Raw genomic sequence first — 17,190 nt, 5'->3', positions numbered from 1 at the left:
GGGTGGGTTTGTCCCGGTTTGTTCATCCCCATCTAATATAACTTGGGGCGCCCCCTTCCCCCCCCCCCCCCGCCCCCCCCCCCCCGGGGGGGGGGGGTTTTACCCCGCGAAGAAGGCGATGCGGTACCTCAGGCCATCACAACGGCGGCAATGCCCAGTTGATCGGCGCCAGCCCGCGCTGTTCGAGGAACGTGTTGGCCCGGCTGAAATGCCCACAGCCGAGGAAGCCACGGTAGGCCGACAGCGGCGATGGATGCACCGACTTCAGCACCAGGTGCTTGGTGCCGTCGATCAGCTTCTGCTTGCTTTGCGCATGCGAGCCCCACAGCAGGAACACCACGTTCGGGCACTGCTCGCTGACCACCTGGATAATCCGGTCGGTGAAGTGCTCCCAGCCTTTCTTGGCATGCGACGCGGCATTGGCGCGCTCCACGGTCATGGTCGTGTTGAGCAGCAGCACACCCTGCTCGGCCCAGCTCTGCAGGTAGCCATGACTGGCGATCGGGATGTTCAGATCGCGCTGCAGCTCCTTGTAGATGTTGACCAGCGACGGCGGCGTGGCCACGCCAGGCTGCACCGAGAAGCACAGGCCATGCGCCTGGCCCGGCCCGTGGTACGGGTCCTGGCCGAGGATGACCACTTTCACCTGGTCCAGCGGCGTCGAGTTGAGCGCGTTGAAGATCAGCGGCCCTGGCGGGTAGATCTCCTTGCCGGCGGCATACTCGCTGCGCAGGAACGCGCGCAGCTGGTGCATGTAGGGCTGGTCGAATTCGGCGCGCAAGGCGGCCTTCCAGCTGGGTTCGAGTTTGATACGGTCGTCGTCGGTCATGGGGCCTTCCATAAACAATGGCGCGACACTAGGTAAGCCCTTCCCGCTTGTCAAACGATCCGACCGACGACCGGCATGTTCGGCCAGGCAGGCCATACTTGTGCGATGACTTGCGCGAGGTAGTTCATGTCCATTCATTGCGAGGTACTCACTGGCGCCGATGGCGCCCGCATCGGCATCGCCACCCTGGATGCGCCCAAGGCGCTCAACGCCCTGAACCTGCCGATGATCGAGGTATTGGGCGAACAGTTGCACGCCTGGGCCCGCGACCCGGGCATCGTCTGTGTACTGCTGCGCGGCACCGGGGCCAAGGCTTTCTGTGCCGGCGGCGATGTGCGCGCGCTGGCCCAGGCCTGCCGCGACCAGCCCGGCAGCGTGCCGCCACCGGCCGCCACTTTCTTTGCCGCCGAATACCGCCTGGACTTCGCCCTGCACACCTACCCCAAGCCGCTACTGTGCTGGGGCCACGGGCATGTGCTGGGCGGTGGCATGGGCTTGCTGCAGGGCGCCAATGTGCGCATCGTCACACCGAGCAGTCGGCTGGCCATGCCGGAAATCAGCATCGGCCTGTACCCGGACGTAGGCGCCAGCTGGTTCCTGGCCCGGCTGCCGGGCAAACTGGGGTTGTTCCTCGGCCTGACGGGCGCGCCGATCAACGCTCATGACGCCCTTGACCTGGGGCTGGCCGACCGCTTTCTGGGGGAACATCAGCAAGAGGCGCTGATCGAGGAACTGCTGCAATTGAACTGGCAGGAACAGACGGCGCTGCAGCTGAACAGCCTGCTCAAGGCCGAACAGCGCCGCGCTTGCGCCGAATTGCCGGAGGCACGCTGGCTGCCGCGCCGGCAGGTGATCGACCAGTTGCTCGACGTGGCCGATGCGGCCGCCGCCTGGCGGGCACTGGAGGGGCTAAAGCAGCATGACGACCCGCTGCTGGCCGAGGCCGGCCAACGCCTGCATGAAGGTTGCCCGCTGACCGCACACCTGGTGTGGGAACAGATCCACCGGGCGCGGCACATGTCGTTGGCGCAGGTGTTCCAGATGGAATACAGCATGAGCCTGAACTGCTGCCGCCACCCCGAATTCAGCGAAGGCGTGCGTGCGCGCCTGCTGGACAAGGACAACCAGCCGCGCTGGCACTGGCCCGATGTGGCGCAAGTGCCGGCGGCGGTGGTCGAGGCGCATTTCGCCAAGGTATGGGAGGGGCGGCATCCGCTGGCGGACCTGGGTTGAATGCAGCCCCTGCGTTCAGTGCATGCTATCGCCGCCAGTTGCCTCCCTGCCCCGACCCGCGCCGGCCATCCCAACGGCGGTCACCGTCGCCGCGCCCGTTGGAGTGCCAACGCTCGTTCTGGTAGCGCTGGCCGCCGCCGCGATAGTCATGGCGATCCCGGTCGCGGCCATAGTCATAGCGCTGGCGGTTGCCATAGTCATCCCGCGGGTTGCCACGCCACTGTTTCATTCCCGGCTGCGGATACGACCGGTAATGAGGCGCAGGCGCCGAGCGGTAGTAGTGGCGCGGTGCCGGTTGGTAGTAATAGCGCGGCTGCGGCGTCACATAGTAACGGTCATAACGGTAATAACCCGGCGAAACATAGCGGTCGGAGTAGTAACGGTCCGAACGGTAGTAGCCCCCGTCCTCGTAGTACGGAACGCAGGCGGAGGTCATCAGCCCCAGCAGGGCGATCAACAGGATTCGATGGAACATGGCGGCCTCCTGGACCGCTGGAGTGCCCGAACAGCGGCGCTGGCGAGCGTCGATGCGAAATGCGATCATCGGCACTGAATAAGACCGTGGCGCCGAGGTGCAGTGCCATTTCCGCAACAATTTGATACAGGTGCACGGCCGCCATGCCAGACGACCAACACTGCCCTGCCTGTGGCGCGCTCAATCAATGCAGCCTGGCCGACCCACGCCGCGCCACCCAGGCCTGCTGGTGCTACAGCGTAAGCATCGACCCGGCGGTGCTCCAGGCACTGCCGGCCGAATTGCGCGACAAGGCCTGCCTGTGCCCGCGCTGCGCCGCCGTTGAAGCACAACTGCGCGACCCCACTGCCCACTGACCGTTTGCCATGCGCCTCGACCGTTTCCTTGCCAACCTGCCCAGCCACAACCGCCAGCAAGTTCGCCTGATGCTGGCGCAACGCCGCGTGCGGGTGGATGGCCAGGTGGCCAGCGACCCGCTGACCGAAGTGCGCGAATTCAGCCGTGTCGAGCTGGACGAGCAATTGTTGCAGGCCGGCCGCCCGGCGCGCTACCTGATGCTGCACAAGCCCGCCGGCTGCGTCAGCGCCACCCGCGACCCGCAACATCGCACCGTGCTCGACCTGCTGCCCGCTGCGCTGCGTGATGACCTGCACATAGCCGGGCGTCTGGACTTCAACACCACGGGGCTGATGATTCTGACCAACGATGGCCAATGGTCCCGCCGGCTTACCCAGCCCGCGACCAAGCTGCCCAAGCACTACCTGGTGGAAACCGAGGACGAGATTGGCGCGCACTATGTGGCCAGGTTCCGCGAGGGGTTCTACTTCGCCTTCGAGGGCCTGACTACGCAACCTGCCGAACTGGATATCCTGGGCCCGCGCCAGGCACGGCTGGCGATCGTCGAAGGGCGCTATCACCAGGTCAAGCGCATGTTCGGCCATTTCGACAACAAGGTGGTGGGGCTGCATCGGGAGAGCATGGGCACCATCCGCCTGGACCCGGGGTTGGCACCGGGGGCGTTTCGCGAGCTGACTGCGGATGAAGTAGCGACGGTCTAGGTTGACTGTGCCGGCCTTTTCGCGGGCTCGCCCGCTCCCACAGGGGTCATCTGTAAGTCCGAAGATGTGACATTCCTGTGGGAGCGGGTTCACCCGCGAAGAGGCCGGCACAGGCGACACAGCCTCGCTACACGACCGCTCAGCGACAAAAGTCACATTTCCCCCCGAACGGCACTTGCAGGATCGGCGCCCCGCTGCTTGAATCCAAATCGTCAGTCCGCATGTGACTACCAAGTCACAACCGCGGTCGAAGACACTTTTTGCCGGCCACCCAGGGCCTCGATGCCTTGGGGCACGGCAAATTGCCCGCCAAAAACAACACCCGTCGACACACGTGCCAAGGATCGACACAGGGCCCCGGTTTCTCTTCAGGCAAATGCCTACCTGTCATAAAGAACGTGCACCCTAGGTGACGCGAATACCCTTTTTGCGCCAGGAGTCGATGACATGAGGCCAGAAATCGCTGTACTTGATATCCAAGGTCAGTATCGGGTTTACACGGAGTTCTATCGCGCGGATGCGGCCGAGAAAACGATCATCCTGATCAATGGCTCGCTGGCCACGACCGCCTCGTTCGCGCAGACGGTGCGTAACTTGCACCCGCAATTCAACGTCGTACTGTTCGACCAGCCGTATGCCGGCAAGTCCAAGCCGCACAATCGCCAGGAGCGGCTGATCAGCAAAGAGACCGAGGCGCACATTCTGCTCGAGCTGATCGAGCACTTCCGGGCAGACCACGTGATGTCGTTCTCGTGGGGTGGCGCGAGTACGCTGCTGGCGCTGGCGCACCAGCCGCGGCGGGTGAAGAAAGCAGTGGTGAGTTCGTTCTCGCCAGTGATCAACGAACCGATGCGCGACTACCTGGACCGTGGCTGCCAGTACCTGGCCGCCTGCGATCGCTATCAGGTCGGTAACCTGGTCAACGACACCATCGGCAAGCACCTGCCGTCGCTGTTCAAGCGCTTCAACTACCGGCACGTCAGCAGCCTGGACAGCCACGAGTACGCGCAAATGCACTTCCACATCACTGAAGTGCTGCAGCACGACCTGCAACGGGCCCTGAATGGCGCGCGCAACATCGACATCCCGGTGCTGTTCATCAACGGTGACCGCGACGAGTACACCACGGTCGAAGATGCCCGGCAGTTCGGCAAGCATGTGGGCAACAGCCAGTTCAGCGTGATCCGTGATGCCGGCCACTTCCTTGATATGGAGAACAAGGCCGCCTGCGAGGACACCCGCAGCGCCCTGCTGGGCTTCCTCAAGCCGACCGTGCGCGAGCCTCGTCAACGCTACCAGCACATCCAACAGGGGCAGCATGCACTGGCCATCTGAGCGCCTCGGCGCCCTGTAGCCGATACCCGCAGGCTACGGGGTGCCGACAAGCTTTTTTATAACTCGGGCTTCTAATTCGCGGAGGGTTCTGGTAAAAAGTGCATCGCAGATGCGGGTATAGTTTAGTGGCAAAACGAAAGCTTCCCAAGCTTTAGTTGAGGGTTCGATTCCCTCTACCCGCTCCACATCGCCTCACCGCATGGCGTTTCATTGACGTCATCGCTGTCAAAAGGAGCCCTGGCTCCTTTTTTCGTTTCTGCATCTCCTTTGACCTGTCCCATGGCCATTTGCCTGCCGATCCGCTTCAATGCGCAAGATGGATTCGTGGAACATTTCGAAAGGACGACGCATGTTTCTCTCCCGCTGGCTACCGGGCCTTGCCAACCTGCTGCACTACCGCCGCGAGTGGTTCCACGCCGACCTGCAGGCCGGTCTCTCGGTGGCAGCGATCCAGATCCCCATCGCCATTGCCTACGCGCAGATCGTCGGCCTGCCGCCGCAGTACGGCCTGTACGCCTGTGTGCTGCCGATGATGGTCTATGCCCTGATCGGCAGCTCGCGCCAGCTGATGGTCGGCCCCGACGCCGCTACCTGCGCGATGATCGCCGGTGCCGTGGCGCCGCTGGCCATGGGCGAGCCGCAGCGGATTGCCGAACTGTCGGTGATCGTCACCTTGCTGGTCGGGGTGATGCTGATCGCCGCCGGCGTGGCCCGTGCCGGGTTCATCGCCAGCTTCTTTTCGCGGCCTATCCTGATCGGCTACCTCAATGGCATCGGCCTGAGCCTGATCGCCGGGCAGTTGTCCAAGGTGGTGGGGTTCAAGATCGAGGGCGACGGGTTCATTCTCAGCGTGATCAACTTTTTCCAGCGCCTGGGAGAAATCCATTGGCTGACGCTGCTCATCGGCCTGGCCGCACTGGGCCTGCTGATCTGGCTGCCAAGGCGCTACCCGCGCCTGCCCTCGGCGTTGACGGTGGTGGCGCTGTTCATGCTACTGGTCGGCCTGTTCGGCCTCGACCGCTTTGGCGTCGCCATCCTCGGCCCGGTGCCTGCGGGCATGCCGCAACTGGCTTGGCCACATAGCAGCCTGGCAGAAATGAAAAGCCTGCTGCGCGACGCCCTGGGTATCGCCACCGTCAGCTTCTGCAGCGCCATGCTCACCGCACGCAGTTTTGCTGCCCGGCACGGTTACGCGATCAACGCCAACCACGAATTCGTTGCCCTGGGGGTAAGCAACCTGGCGGCGGGGGTTTCCCAGGGCTTTGCCATCAGCGGTGCCGACTCGCGCACCGCGGTCAACGACATGGTCGGCGGCAAAAGCCAGCTGGTGGGCATCATCGCCGCGCTGGTGATCGCGCTGATCCTGCTGTTCTTCACCGCGCCGATGGCGTGGATTCCGCAGGCCGCGCTGGGCGCCGTGCTGCTGATGGCCGGCTGGGGGCTGATCGACATCAAATCGCTGGGGCACATTCGCCGCCTGAGCCGCTTCGAATTCTGGCTGTGCCTGCTGACCACGGTGGGGGTGCTGGGCCTGGGTGTGCTGCCGGGTATCGTCTTTGCCGTGACCTTGGCGATCCTGCGCCTGCTGTACAGCATCTACCAGCCGACCGACGCGGTACTGGGCTGGCTGCCGGGCACCGAAGGCCAGGTGGACATCCGCAAGCACAAGGATGCCCGGACCGTGCCAGGCCTGGTGGTGTACCGCTTCGATGACGCAATCCTGTTCTTCAACGCCGACTACTTCAAGATGCGCCTGCTCGAAGCCGTCCAGAGCCAGGACCAGCCCAAGGCCGTGCTGTTCGATGCCGAAGCGGTAACGAGCATCGACGTCAGCGGCATTGCCGCGCTGCGCGAAGTGCGCGACACCCTGGCGGCGCAAGGCATCTTCTTCGCCATCGCCCGCGCCCGTGGCACCTTCCTGCGCATGCTGGTGCGCTCGGGGCTGGCGCGGGAAATGGAAGACAAGCTGCTGTTCGGCTCGGTGCGGGCGGGTATCCGGGCATATCGGGTGTGGCGTAACCGCAAGCGCAGCGTGCAGACGGCTGAACAGCGCTGATAGCGAGGTTGAGCCACCCATTTGGCCCCACAAAGAGAAGGACTACATGGCAGTCGGAAAAGGATGATCGGCCAGCGACCACGGGGGTCGTTAGCCCCACTATCCCGTTCTGAAAACTGGCCGGGCACTCCTTTTATGTGTAGCTCCGGAGATCCGGAAGCTACGCCAATGACGTATACCCTGCTAGGCTTTTCACTGAAACGACCTTGTTCACTAAGCGAGTAAAAGAGCTTCTCGCTGACGACGCCTATCGCGTGCTGCAAGTCAGGCTCATGGCATCGCCTGAGGCAGGTGACTTGATTGAGGGAACCGGTGGCCTGCGCAAAATACGCGTGTCCGCAAACGGGCATGGCAAACGCGGCGGTGCCGGGGTTATTTACTACCACTTCATATCCAGATCACAGATAGCGATGCTTTACATATACGGCAAAAATGAGCAGTCCGACCTGTCCAGCGAACAGCGAAAGGCGCTGAAATCCATCATTGAACACTGGAGGCAAGCATGAACCGGTTTTTTGAAGAGCTGATGGAGAGCGTTCACCAGATGGACGATATCGTCCAGGGCAAGCGCGCGCCGTCTCGCGAGTTCAAGATCGATGCTCTTCAGGTACGTAACATCCGCAGGGCAACAGGACTTTCACAAGCACGCTTTGCCGAGATGATCGATGTTCAAGTAGCCACGTTGAGGAACTGGGAGCAAGGGCGGCGAGAACCGACCGGGCCGGCCAAAGCATTGCTACGTGCGATACGCAACGATCCGGATCATGTACTCAAGGCCCTCGCTCACTGACGCCTGCACGCCAACCCGCGCACCCGTGGCAGGGCATGCTAAAGTCGCCCCCGTTCCCGCTCCACCCAACGGACCCCAGCATGCCCGCACTCGACGCCACCCTCACCCCCTGGCCAGAACTCGCCGACCGCCACCCTTGCGACGCCCTGCTGCTGGGCAACGGCGCCAGCCGCGCGCTGTGGAAGCCGTTCGGCTACTTCTCGCTGTTCGAGGAGGCGCAACGCGCCGGGCGCAAGAAAGGCCTGGCGGTCAGCGACCAGGCATTGTTCAAGTCGCTGGGCACAGAACTGTTCGAGCCGGTGCTCAGCGCCCTCAACACCACGGTGCGCGCCAACGCCGCGCTGGCCATCAACTCCACCGCTCCGCTGAACCGCTACTACTCGATCAAGGAAGCGCTGATCCACGCCATCCGCACCGTGCACCTGCCGTGGCCGCTGATGCCGGCGGCCACCTTGGCCAGCCTCAACCAGGCCCTGCGCGGCTACCGCAGCGTCTACACCAGCAACTACGACCTGCTGGTGCCGTGGGCCGTGCAGCACGCCGCGCACGGCTTCGCCGAACTGTTCGACGAGCAAGGCTTCTTCGATGTGCGGCGCACCGGCAGCGAAGGCACCCGGGTGCTGCACCTGCATGGCGGTCTGCACCTGCTCAAGCTGCCCGACGGCACTACCCGCCAACGCAGCGCCGACAGCGCCGAACTGCTCGATGGCTTTGCCGTCAACATCCCGGGCGAAGTGCCGCTGTTCGTCAACGAAGACCGCAGCGACGAGAAACTGCGCGCCATCCGCAACTCGGACTACCTGAGCTGGTGCCTGGGGCAACTGGCGCAGGAAAACGGCGGGCTGTGCCTGTTCGGGCAGCACCTGGACAACAGCGACCAGCATCTGCTGGAGGCCATCCGGCTGGCTCGGCCGACACACCTGGCGGTTGCCATCCGGCCATTGAGCGAGGCGTCGGTGATCAACCAGAAGCAGCACTTCGTTGATCGGTTCGCCGGTATGCCCGGGACGCAGCTCCATTTCTTCGATGCCACTACCCATCCGTTGGGTGGCGCGGCGTTGGCGACAGGTGTGCCGCCAACCCGCTGAACCATCCAGCCGATCAAGCCGACCGCGTCAAGGCGCCGATGCCGTAATCACCTGCTCCACCGGGCCAACTGCAACTGGCTCAGGCATCGCCGCATTGCCACCCATCTGCCGGATCTGGCGAATCTGCTGCACCCTGTTCAGGTTTTCCCAGGCCACGGCATAGTGCCCCGGTGACAACTCGATCGCGCTGCGGAAGAACTGCTCGGCCACATCCAGCTTGCCTTCCACCAGGCAGACATAGCCGACGTCATTGCTGGCCTCGGCGCGCTTTTCGACCTGTTCGAAGGCAGACACCGCTTCTTCGTAACGCCCCATGCGCGCCAGCAGCAAGCCATAGTTGCGCCACAGCGGCTTGTAGGTGCCGTCGTAGCTCACACCGCGCTTGTACCTGAGTTCCGCTTCGGACCATTGCCCGGCCATGTAGTAGGAGTAACCCAGGCTGTTCTGCACCAGCGCTGAACGGGGTTCGATGAGCTCGGCCAGGCGGTAGTACATCTGGGCCTCGGCAAAGTCGTCGCGCAGATCCGCAAGCACCCCCAGCCCGTTGTACGCCTTGAGCGGCGACTTGCCATCGACCCTGAGCGCAGCCGCCCCGGCCTGGCCCGAGTCCTTGGCGAAGCGTTGCTGGTCGACGGCAACGGCTTTCAACAACATCGCCTTGGCTTGCTCGTGTTTACGCATGGACAAGTTCAGCAGGCCCATTTCGGTCAGCGCGTCGGCGTTTTCAGGTGCCTTGCCCAGTACCTCGCTGAAGGCCATTTCGGCCAGCTGGTTATTGCCCCGTTCGCGGTGGATACGGCCAACCCAGACCAGTGCCTCATAACGCTCCGGCGCCAGCTCGAGGACGCGCAGGTATTGGTACAGTGCCTGGTCCAGGTCACCGGCCTGGTAAGCCATCGCCGCCACCTGCATCGCCTGGTCGGGTGAATTGCTCTGCGACTGCACCTGGTAGAGCACCGAATTGCCGCCGGAATAGACCGAGCGCATCCCATTCACCTCCGGGCCCGTGCTCTGGCACCCGGACAGCACGGCTATCATCATCAACAGCAAACTGATCCTGTTCATGTCATGGATTCCCGAAGGTTTTAAGTATCCCGATGATTACCGGGCCGATGGCTACCAGAAAGAAGCTTGGCCACAGACAGAAAATTAGCGGAAAAACCAGTTTCGTTCCGATTTTCGCGCCCATTTCCTCGGCGGCCTGCATGCGCCGGTCACGAAACTCCTCGGCATAGATGCGCAAGGTAGCCGCCACGCTGGTACCGAAGCGGATACTCTGGGCCAACAGGCTGACCAAGCCCTGAATGTCTTCCAGCCCGGTGCGATCCGCCAGTTGCCTGAGCGCTTCGGTGCTAGAGATGCCGGCGCGGATCTGCGCATTGACCAACGCCAGTTCCTCGGCCAGTTCGGCCTGGCTTACCGCCATTTCCTCAGCCACTCGCTCGATCGCCTGGGGCAACGCCAGGCCCGACTCCACGCAAACCACCATCAAGTCCAGGGCATCGGGAAAGGCCGCACGCAAGCGCCCCTGCCGAGCCATCTTGCGCTTGTCGACATACATTGCCGGCAGCAGCCATCCGGTGGCAGCCCCCATGGCCACGATCCCCATGCCGGTCATCAGCGAAAGATTCGGCACCAGTGGCAGTACCAGCAGCGAGACGCCTACCAGCAACAGCGGCAACAGCAAACGCACCGCCCAGTACACCTGTACCGCCGACACCGAACCATAACCGGCGTGGGTCAGCAGACTGCGGGTGGCCGACACCTGCCCCTGCGCGGTCGGGGTAACGCGCCGACCTACCCGCTCAAGCAACAGCTGCAGGTTGCCTGGCGCCTCCCGCCCCGGCGCGGCGCTGGAGTTGTCGCGCTTGATCAATGCCAGACGGCGCTGCAGCGGGCTCTGCAGCCCCAGCACCAGCAGCGTCACGGTAATGACCGCAATGACCGTGCTCACCCCGATCGCACCGACGATCAACAGGCGTGCCACTGCCTCGTTGTCCGTCACCCCACTCAACAAACCGAGCAAATAGTCCATGACCGCCGCTCCCCTGCCAGCACTGCCTAAATCTGGATACGGATGATTTTTCGAATCCAGAAAATCCCCACCAACATGGAGCCAAAAGCCCCCATGACCAACTTCTGCCCGGTAGGCTCCTTGATCAGCAACGTCAGGTAATCCGGGCTGGTGATAATGATCGCTGCCGCCAACAGGAAGGGTATGGCGACCAACACCCAGGCCGACATCCGCCCCTCGGCCGACATGGTCTTGACCTTGCGCTGAAAGCGGAAACGCCCGCGGATCAGGTTGCTCAGGCGCTCCAGCACTTCGGTCAGGTTGCCGCCGGTTTCGCGGTGAATGAGGATCGAGGTGACCAGCATCATCACCGTCATGCTCGGCATCCGCTCCAGCAGGCCAAGCATGGCCCGGCGCACATCGTTGCCGTAGTTGATATCGGCGAAGGTCAGGCCGAACTCATGCGCCACAGGCCCTTTGTGTTCCTCGGCCACCAGGCGCAGGGTTTCGTTGAAGGGGTGCCCGGCGCGCAATGCCCGGCACATGGCTTCCAGCGCATCCGGCAAGCCTTCCTCGAACCTGGCGAAACGCTTGCCACGGTCATGGATGATTTTCAGCAGCGGCAGCCAGAACGCCACGAACGCAGCCGCCAGCGCCAGCCACCAGTAAGGAAAGAACAACCAGGCCAGCATCGCGCTAGCCGCAGCCAGAACCCCCCCCACCAGCAGCACCCGATAGGCCCGGTACTCATGCCCGGCCTGCTCGATCAGCTGTGTCAGCGTGGCCATGAAAGGCAACTGCTCCAGCCACGCCTCCAACGGTGACAGGCGGACCAGGTACTTCTGCCGCAGCACGGTCTGCATGTTCGGCAGATGGCTTGCCCGCTCCAGGATCACCAGGCGGCCGCGGATACGTTTACGTACCTTGCCCGCCTCGCCGAACACCGGCACTACCAGCCCCTGGCTGAGGAGAAACACGGCGACGAACACCATGCCCAGGAATATCAGGATGTACTCGACGGGGATCTGGCTCATGGCTGGCGAGCCTCCATCCATTCGGGCCGGAACATCGCCAGCGGCAATTCGATGCCGCGCTTGGCCAATGCATCGCGGAAAGCCGGGACCATGCCACTGGGCCGGAAGTCACCAAGCACCTGGCCCTGCTCGCCTACCCCATTGCGAACGAACGAGAAGATCTCGGTCATGGTGATGATCTCGCCTTCCATGCCGTTGACTTCCTGCACACTGACCAGGCGCCGCTTGCCATCCTCCTGGCGCTCCAGCTGGATCACCACATCGATGGCCGATGCGATCTGCTGGCGCATGGCCTTGATCGGGAACGTGGCACCCGACATCAGCACCATGTTCTCGACCCGGCCCAGCGCATCGCGCGCGGTGTTGGCGTGAATGGTGGTCAGCGAGCCGTCATGACCGGTGTTCATCGCCGTCAGCATGTCCAGCGCCTCGGCGCCGCGCACCTCACCGATCACGATACGGTCCGGGCGCATCCGCAGGCTGTTGCGCACCAGCTCGCGCTGGCCCACCTCGCCGCGCCCCTCGATGTTCGCCGGGCGTGTTTCCAGGCGCACCACATGCGGCTGCTGCAGTTGCAGCTCGGCGGAGTCCTCGATGGTGACGATGCGTTCGTTATGCGGAATGAAACTGGACAGCACGTTGAGCATGGTGGTCTTGCCGCAGCCGGTCCCCCCGGAGATCAGCACGTTCAGCCGGCCGCGCACGATGGCTTTGAGCAGCAAGGCAATGGCCGGCGTCAGCGCGCCCGCCTGGATCAGGCTGTCGGTATTGAGTAGGTCCACCGCAAACCGACGGATCGAGATGCTTGGCCCATCAATGGCCAGCGGCGGGATGATCGCATTGACCCGCGAACCGTCCTTGAGCCGGGCGTCGACCAGCGGCGAAGACTCATCGATGCGCCGGCCCAGGCTGGAAACGATGCGGTCGATGATGTTCAGCAGGTGCTGATCGTCACGAAAGCGCACATCGGTGCGCTGCAACTTGCCGAAGCGTTCGACGTACACCGAGTCATGGCCGTTGACCAGAATGTCGGACACCGTGTGGTCCGCCAGCAACGGCTCCAGAGGGCCAAGGCCCAGCACTTCATCGGTGATCTGTTTGATGATCAACTGGCGGCTGGCAGAACTCACCGGCGCTGAATGCTCGTCGAGCAGCCGTTGGCAGATATCACGAATCTGCCGCACTGCCTCGGCTTGCTCGAGCGAATCGAGCAGCGACAGGTCCATGACCTTGAGCAGTTGCTGATAGGTCTTCTCGCGCCACTCGGCTTCTACCTGGGTGACCTGACTTTTCGTTTCAAAAAGCACATCCGGCGCTGCATGCTCCCATGCCATCAACGCCTCTGCCGGCTCCTGCGCAGCGCCAGGGTGCTTCGATGGCGTCGATGCCTCGGCGCTGACGGCCTGTTTGCGCAAACGGTTACGGAAATCACTAAGCATGGTTCACCCCCGAAAAACACGCTTGAAGGCGCGTTGGAACAGCCCGCTGTCAGTGTCCACCTGTTTGCCCACCAACTCCTCGGCCAGCCCGCGCAGCGCCTGGGCGATAGCCGAGCGAGGGGCTTGCAGGCCCAAGGGCACACCGGTGTTCTGGCTCTGATTGATGACGCTGAAGTCATTGGGCAGCTTGACGATATTGGTGCAGCGCAGCGCCTCGCCGATGTCCTTGAGGGTGACCGGCGCCGCCTTGTCGTAGCGGTTGACCAGCACTTCCAGCTGATTGCCACGCACGCCCAGGTCGTCACGCAGGATGCGCGCCAGGGCACTGGCGTCGCGCAGGTGGTTGACGCTCTGCTGCACCACCATGTAAACCCGGTCGGCCTGCTCCAGCACCGACGCGGTAATGTGGTCGATCTGCCGTGGCAAGTCCGCCACCACCCAGTCATAGTTGGCGCGGGCCAGCTGCAACAGCGCATCGAGCTGTTCGGCCTGGACATCCTGCGGCAGGCAAAGCTCGTTGGCCCGGCTGCCAAGCACATGCAACGACGGGCTGAAATGGCTGCAGAACCCGCGCAGTGCAACCCCGTCCATTTCCTTTATCTGCTGCAATACATCCAGCTGGCTGTGCGACTGCGCCACATCCAGATGATGCGACACGCTGCCAAATTGCAGGTCCAGGTCAAGCAACAGGGCGTTGCCCTCGAGGCTCAGCTGATGCGCCAGGTTGCAGGCCATTACCGTGCCGCCAGAGCCGCCCTTGGCATTCATCACCGCAATCAGCCGCCCGCCCGTCTCGCTGCTGGACTGGGTCTCCACGACCATACGGCCCAAGGCGGCAATGAGTTCCGTGGCAACCACGGGCTCTGGCAGGAAATCGCGGGCGCCTGCCTGCATTGCCAGGCGCATGCCTTCGCGATCGTCCAGCAGACCACACACCAGCAACGGCGGGCGCTCATGGGCCGGGCGTTGCAACAGGGCGGCCAGCTCCTCACGCCACAGCTGACCGACGCGCAACAACAAGAAATCGGGCATCCGGTCCAGCCCGTAAAGCGGGTCGCAATGGCCATTGCTGACCTGGCGGGCATTGACCTCCAGGCCGGGGATGCGCTGGCAGATTTCCTGCAACTGGCGCAAGGCCAGGGCGTCAGAGCTGCTGATCAGCAGACGCCTGCCAGGCTTGCTGGAAGTAGCGGATACGGAAGATTCCCTAAGGTTCAGCATGGCGTGATCTCCGGTACGACATCCGCCTCGGTATGACGCCCGAGGCTCTCGCGAGGTAAGGTCGCCTTGAATACTGGCAAGGTAATGGGCACCCCGAATCCTGGAATGAACAGGCTGAACTGGAAGTTCTGCAGGGTCAGTTGCACATAACGGACGGCGCGAAACCCGGTGGCGCTGACCAGGTCTGCGGGGTTGGCGACCTGTGCCCCGTTCTGGTCCAGATAGCGCAGGGTCAGATCAGCGGTATCCAGGTCGGCCAGCAGGCTGCTGGCGCCACTGTCGCCCGCGCCGTTGAATATCGCCCTGCGCAGCACCACCGGGTCGCTGATGTTGCACACCGCTGCCAGGCGTGCGCCACGGCGTACCGATTCATTCAACACGTTCACCGTGTAATACAGCCGGCCAATTTCCAGCACCCCGAACAACAGCGTGAACAGCAACGCGCTGATGATCGCGAACTCCACCACATAGACGCCTTCCTGCATGCCTCTGCGCTTCATCAAAGTGCCCTCATCACGGTGGTGGCGACCAACGGCACGTTCAGTGCTATGCCATTGCCGACAAAGGCTGGAATGCCGCTGGCGATCAGCGGCGAAAAGACCTGGCTGATGGTCACCTGCACGTGGTCGTTGCTGCCCGCCACCTTGACCACCTGCACCGTGGTGTTGGCCGGCATGCTCGGCAGGCTGCAGGGCGGCGTGGTGGGCGCACCGTACAGCGCGACGTATTGGGTCATGCATTCGAGTTCGGCAGTGACCTCGACCTTGCCAAGGGTCGGGTTCCAGGCCTGGCTGGCGACAAAGCGCGCGGCATCACGGCTGCCTTGCAGCAAGCTGTTGTACTGGTAAAGCATGCGACCGAATTCGCCGAAGGCCAGCAACGTCAGTAACAGCAGCGGCAGGGTGAGGGTGAACTCGACGATCGCCACCCCTTGCTGGCGCTGCGCACGCTTGAGCCGGTGAAGTTGCATGACACGCTCCTAGGAGTCGGTGCTCGGTGTGCCGCTGCCATTGATGAAGGTTTTGTACAGCTGGATGATCTGTGGCCCCGAATCATCTTGTGGCGTGGGCCCAGGCACGTTGTCGCCTTCGCACTGCTTGACGAACTGGCCGAAAATCTGCGAATCGCCACCGCTGCTTTCGGCCGGTTGCAGCACGTAGAAACAACCAAAACCGATGACCGGAATCGAGGTGGCGCCGGCGTTCTTTCCAGAACAGTCGCCCATCACGATCTTCAGAATCCGCCGTTCGAACACCCCGTTCGACTGGCACCCCGTGCCGCTCCCGGCGACACACGCAACTGTGCGCGCGGCATAGTCGTTGTAATCGAACAATGGCGTACCGCCAGCGGTGAGGTTGCCATTGCTCGACGTGACAGGTTGGCCCTGGAATTCCACCTGCGCCGGGGTCGTGGTGTCGTTGTACTTCATCAGGGGGTTGTTGTAGGTAGTCACCAGGTCGGGCGGATAGTCGGTATTCTTGAACGACCCGGTGTAATCGCCGAAGCGCGTGTTCAAGCCTTGAACCGAAGGGCCGACGGTGTTGCCTGGCTTGGTATCGACGTTATCGCCGACATTACGGCAAACCGAGCCACCACCGGCCATGAGCTCGCCAACCGCCTTGCCGCCCGCGCCAAAATCGAGCAGCTGGAAATTGCCGGGGCCAATGGGGTCGCTGTTCTTGGCGGCGGACTTCAACACCTCCAGATCACCGAAGCGATAGCCCCAGAACACCCCGGCATCCGGGTTGTACTGAGCCGGGTTGCCGCACACCAGCAGCGGCGCAAGGTCACAAGGGCTGGTCGGGCTCGGCCCGGCAGTGGCAATCGCCGCCACGTTCTTGGCACCGAGGGCGCCGGTACCGAATGTCTGGGCGAAGTTCCAGAAAAAGCCCGCCAGCGCGTAGTTCGGTACCGAGACCCGCACATAGGTGGCGTTGGCCGGCCCTGGGAAGGAGAAAGGCCCATAGACGTTGTCTGCCAGCTCCACCACGGCGAAGCTTGCGGGGGTGCCGCCGATGGCTGTCGACAGTTCTTGGTTGCCCGCCGCCTTGCCGTTTTCGTTGAGGGTAAAGAGTGCCGCATCACGTGCGGTAGTGGCGGCATTGCCAGAGCCCATTACCTGGCTCAGGGTCTTGGCGCCACTCAGCGCGGCAGCGTCCACGGCATTCTGCAGGCGCGTCTTGTTCAACAGCATGTGGCCGCCGTCGAGCACCAACGCTGCCATCATCAAGATCGCCAACAGCGCGATCACGATCATCACAGTCACTGCGCCCCGCTGCTGGCCGGGCGGCGCGGTGAACATGCGTTGGGCTCGAGGAGTCATGGCCACGCCCTCAATCAGTCGAGTCAGTGACTTGAATCTGGATCGGCTGGCCGACTTGCTGGGCATCGCCGGTCACACCCCGGTAACCGTTGATCACTTTCTCCAGCAACGGCCCATCGGCGCCAGCGGCCGGCAGTTCGGTCCCTGGGTTGGCAGCCGTCTGCTTGTCGGCGATCTGCTGGTAGGTGGTCTGGTAGACGCTGTAGCCCAGCGGGCCCACCCGCCCTTCGTCGTACGACATGCAGCCGGACAACCCCGCTACAAGCGCGCAACACACGATCATGCTTTTCATGCT

19 protein-coding genes and 1 tRNA gene are annotated in these 17,190 nt (G+C 63.2%); 9 read left to right on the top strand and 11 right to left on the bottom strand.

Annotation, left to right across the window (positions count from 1 at the left end; translation table 11 throughout):
- Positions 1-136 precede the first annotated feature (136 nt).
- Positions 137-829 (bottom strand): uracil-DNA glycosylase, encoded by a 693-nt coding sequence (gene ung / locus C6A77_RS15365; protein ID WP_114170238.1) that lies wholly within the window; start codon positions 827-829, stop codon positions 137-139.
- 126 nt (positions 830-955) lie between these two features.
- On the opposite strand from ung, the gene C6A77_RS15360 reads away from it, so the two are divergent.
- Complete coding sequence (locus C6A77_RS15360) at positions 956-2,062, top strand: enoyl-CoA hydratase/isomerase family protein (protein ID WP_114170237.1); 1,107 nt, start codon at positions 956-958, stop codon at positions 2,060-2,062.
- 25 nt (positions 2,063-2,087) lie between these two features.
- Here C6A77_RS15360 and C6A77_RS15355 read toward each other — a convergent pair whose 3' ends face one another.
- Positions 2,088-2,537: a hypothetical protein gene (locus C6A77_RS15355; protein ID WP_114170236.1), complete on the bottom strand. Its 450-nt coding sequence runs from the start codon at positions 2,535-2,537 to the stop codon at positions 2,088-2,090.
- A 143-nt stretch (positions 2,538-2,680) separates the two neighbouring features.
- Here C6A77_RS15355 and C6A77_RS15350 point away from each other — a divergent pair, with 143 nt between their 5' ends.
- The 8 genes from C6A77_RS15350 to C6A77_RS15315 all read left to right on the top strand — a co-directional run bounded on the left by C6A77_RS15350 (position 2,681) and on the right by C6A77_RS15315 (position 8,864).
- Positions 2,681-2,893 carry a cysteine-rich CWC family protein gene (locus C6A77_RS15350; RefSeq protein ID WP_114170235.1) on the top strand — a complete coding sequence of 71 codons (213 nt, stop codon included), beginning with the start codon at positions 2,681-2,683 and terminating at the stop codon, positions 2,891-2,893.
- A 9-nt stretch (positions 2,894-2,902) separates the two neighbouring features.
- On the top strand, positions 2,903-3,595 hold the full coding sequence (locus C6A77_RS15345; protein WP_114170234.1) for a pseudouridine synthase: 693 nt from the start codon (positions 2,903-2,905) through the stop codon (positions 3,593-3,595).
- A 447-nt stretch (positions 3,596-4,042) separates the two neighbouring features.
- Entirely contained in the window at positions 4,043-4,930 is an 888-nt protein-coding gene (locus tag C6A77_RS15340; RefSeq protein ID WP_114170233.1) for an alpha/beta hydrolase, read from the top strand.
- Between the two features lie 111 nt (positions 4,931-5,041).
- Positions 5,042-5,115: transfer RNA gene (locus tag C6A77_RS15335), tRNA-Gly, on the top strand.
- Between the two features lie 164 nt (positions 5,116-5,279).
- On the top strand, positions 5,280-6,986 hold the full coding sequence (locus C6A77_RS15330) for a SulP family inorganic anion transporter (protein WP_114170232.1): 1,707 nt from the start codon (positions 5,280-5,282) through the stop codon (positions 6,984-6,986).
- 206 nt (positions 6,987-7,192) lie between these two features.
- Complete coding sequence (locus C6A77_RS15325) at positions 7,193-7,492, top strand: type II toxin-antitoxin system RelE/ParE family toxin (protein ID WP_241507430.1); 300 nt, start codon at positions 7,193-7,195, stop codon at positions 7,490-7,492.
- Positions 7,489-7,776, top strand: coding sequence for a NadS family protein (gene nadS / locus C6A77_RS15320; protein WP_114170231.1), 288 nt, complete (start codon positions 7,489-7,491; stop codon positions 7,774-7,776). Before C6A77_RS15325 ends, nadS begins: the two co-directional genes overlap by 4 nt.
- An 80-nt stretch (positions 7,777-7,856) precedes the next feature.
- On the top strand, positions 7,857-8,864 hold the full coding sequence (locus C6A77_RS15315) for a DUF4917 family protein (protein ID WP_114170230.1): 1,008 nt from the start codon (positions 7,857-7,859) through the stop codon (positions 8,862-8,864).
- Positions 8,865-8,891: 27 nt separating this feature from the next.
- Here the strand turns inward: C6A77_RS15315 and C6A77_RS15310 are convergent, their stop codons facing one another.
- Genes C6A77_RS15310 through C6A77_RS15270 form a run of 9 tightly spaced genes read right to left on the bottom strand, consistent with a single transcriptional unit; the run spans position 8,892 to position 17,187 of the window.
- A complete protein-coding gene (locus C6A77_RS15310) occupies positions 8,892-9,929 on the bottom strand; it encodes a tetratricopeptide repeat protein (protein ID WP_114170229.1) in 1,038 nt (345 codons plus the stop codon).
- A gap of 1 nt (position 9,930) precedes the next feature.
- The gene (locus C6A77_RS15305; protein WP_114170228.1) at positions 9,931-10,899 is read right to left on the bottom strand and encodes a type II secretion system F family protein; all 969 of its coding nucleotides are present in this window, start codon (positions 10,897-10,899) and stop codon (positions 9,931-9,933) included.
- 26 nt (positions 10,900-10,925) lie between these two features.
- Positions 10,926-11,912, bottom strand: coding sequence for a type II secretion system F family protein (locus C6A77_RS15300; protein ID WP_114170227.1), 987 nt, complete (start codon positions 11,910-11,912; stop codon positions 10,926-10,928).
- Positions 11,909-13,351, bottom strand: coding sequence for a CpaF family protein (locus C6A77_RS15295; RefSeq protein ID WP_114170226.1), 1,443 nt, complete (start codon positions 13,349-13,351; stop codon positions 11,909-11,911). The genes C6A77_RS15300 and C6A77_RS15295 overlap by 4 nt, the downstream gene beginning before the upstream one ends.
- Positions 13,352-13,354: 3 nt before the next feature.
- Positions 13,355-14,572 (bottom strand): AAA family ATPase, encoded by a 1,218-nt coding sequence (locus C6A77_RS15290; RefSeq protein ID WP_114170225.1) that lies wholly within the window; start codon positions 14,570-14,572, stop codon positions 13,355-13,357.
- Entirely contained in the window at positions 14,566-15,072 is a 507-nt protein-coding gene (locus tag C6A77_RS15285; protein WP_114170224.1) for a TadE family protein, read from the bottom strand. Before C6A77_RS15285 ends, C6A77_RS15290 begins: the two co-directional genes overlap by 7 nt.
- Complete coding sequence (locus C6A77_RS15280; RefSeq protein WP_114170223.1) at positions 15,072-15,542, bottom strand: TadE/TadG family type IV pilus assembly protein; 471 nt, start codon at positions 15,540-15,542, stop codon at positions 15,072-15,074. The genes C6A77_RS15285 and C6A77_RS15280 overlap by 1 nt, the downstream gene beginning before the upstream one ends.
- 9 nt (positions 15,543-15,551) lie before the next feature.
- Positions 15,552-16,895, bottom strand: coding sequence for a TadE/TadG family type IV pilus assembly protein (locus C6A77_RS15275; RefSeq protein WP_241507429.1), 1,344 nt, complete (start codon positions 16,893-16,895; stop codon positions 15,552-15,554).
- Between the two features lie 10 nt (positions 16,896-16,905).
- A complete protein-coding gene (locus C6A77_RS15270; protein WP_114170221.1) occupies positions 16,906-17,187 on the bottom strand; it encodes a hypothetical protein in 282 nt (93 codons plus the stop codon).
- Between the last annotated feature and the right edge of the window lie 3 nt (positions 17,188-17,190).

Source organism: Pseudomonas sp. AFG_SD02_1510_Pfu_092 (genome assembly GCF_003331055.1).
GTDB lineage: Bacteria > Pseudomonadota > Gammaproteobacteria > Pseudomonadales > Pseudomonadaceae > Aquipseudomonas.
The sequence above is the reverse complement of the archived record's forward strand: the minus strand, read 5'-3'. Positions and strand labels throughout refer to the sequence as shown.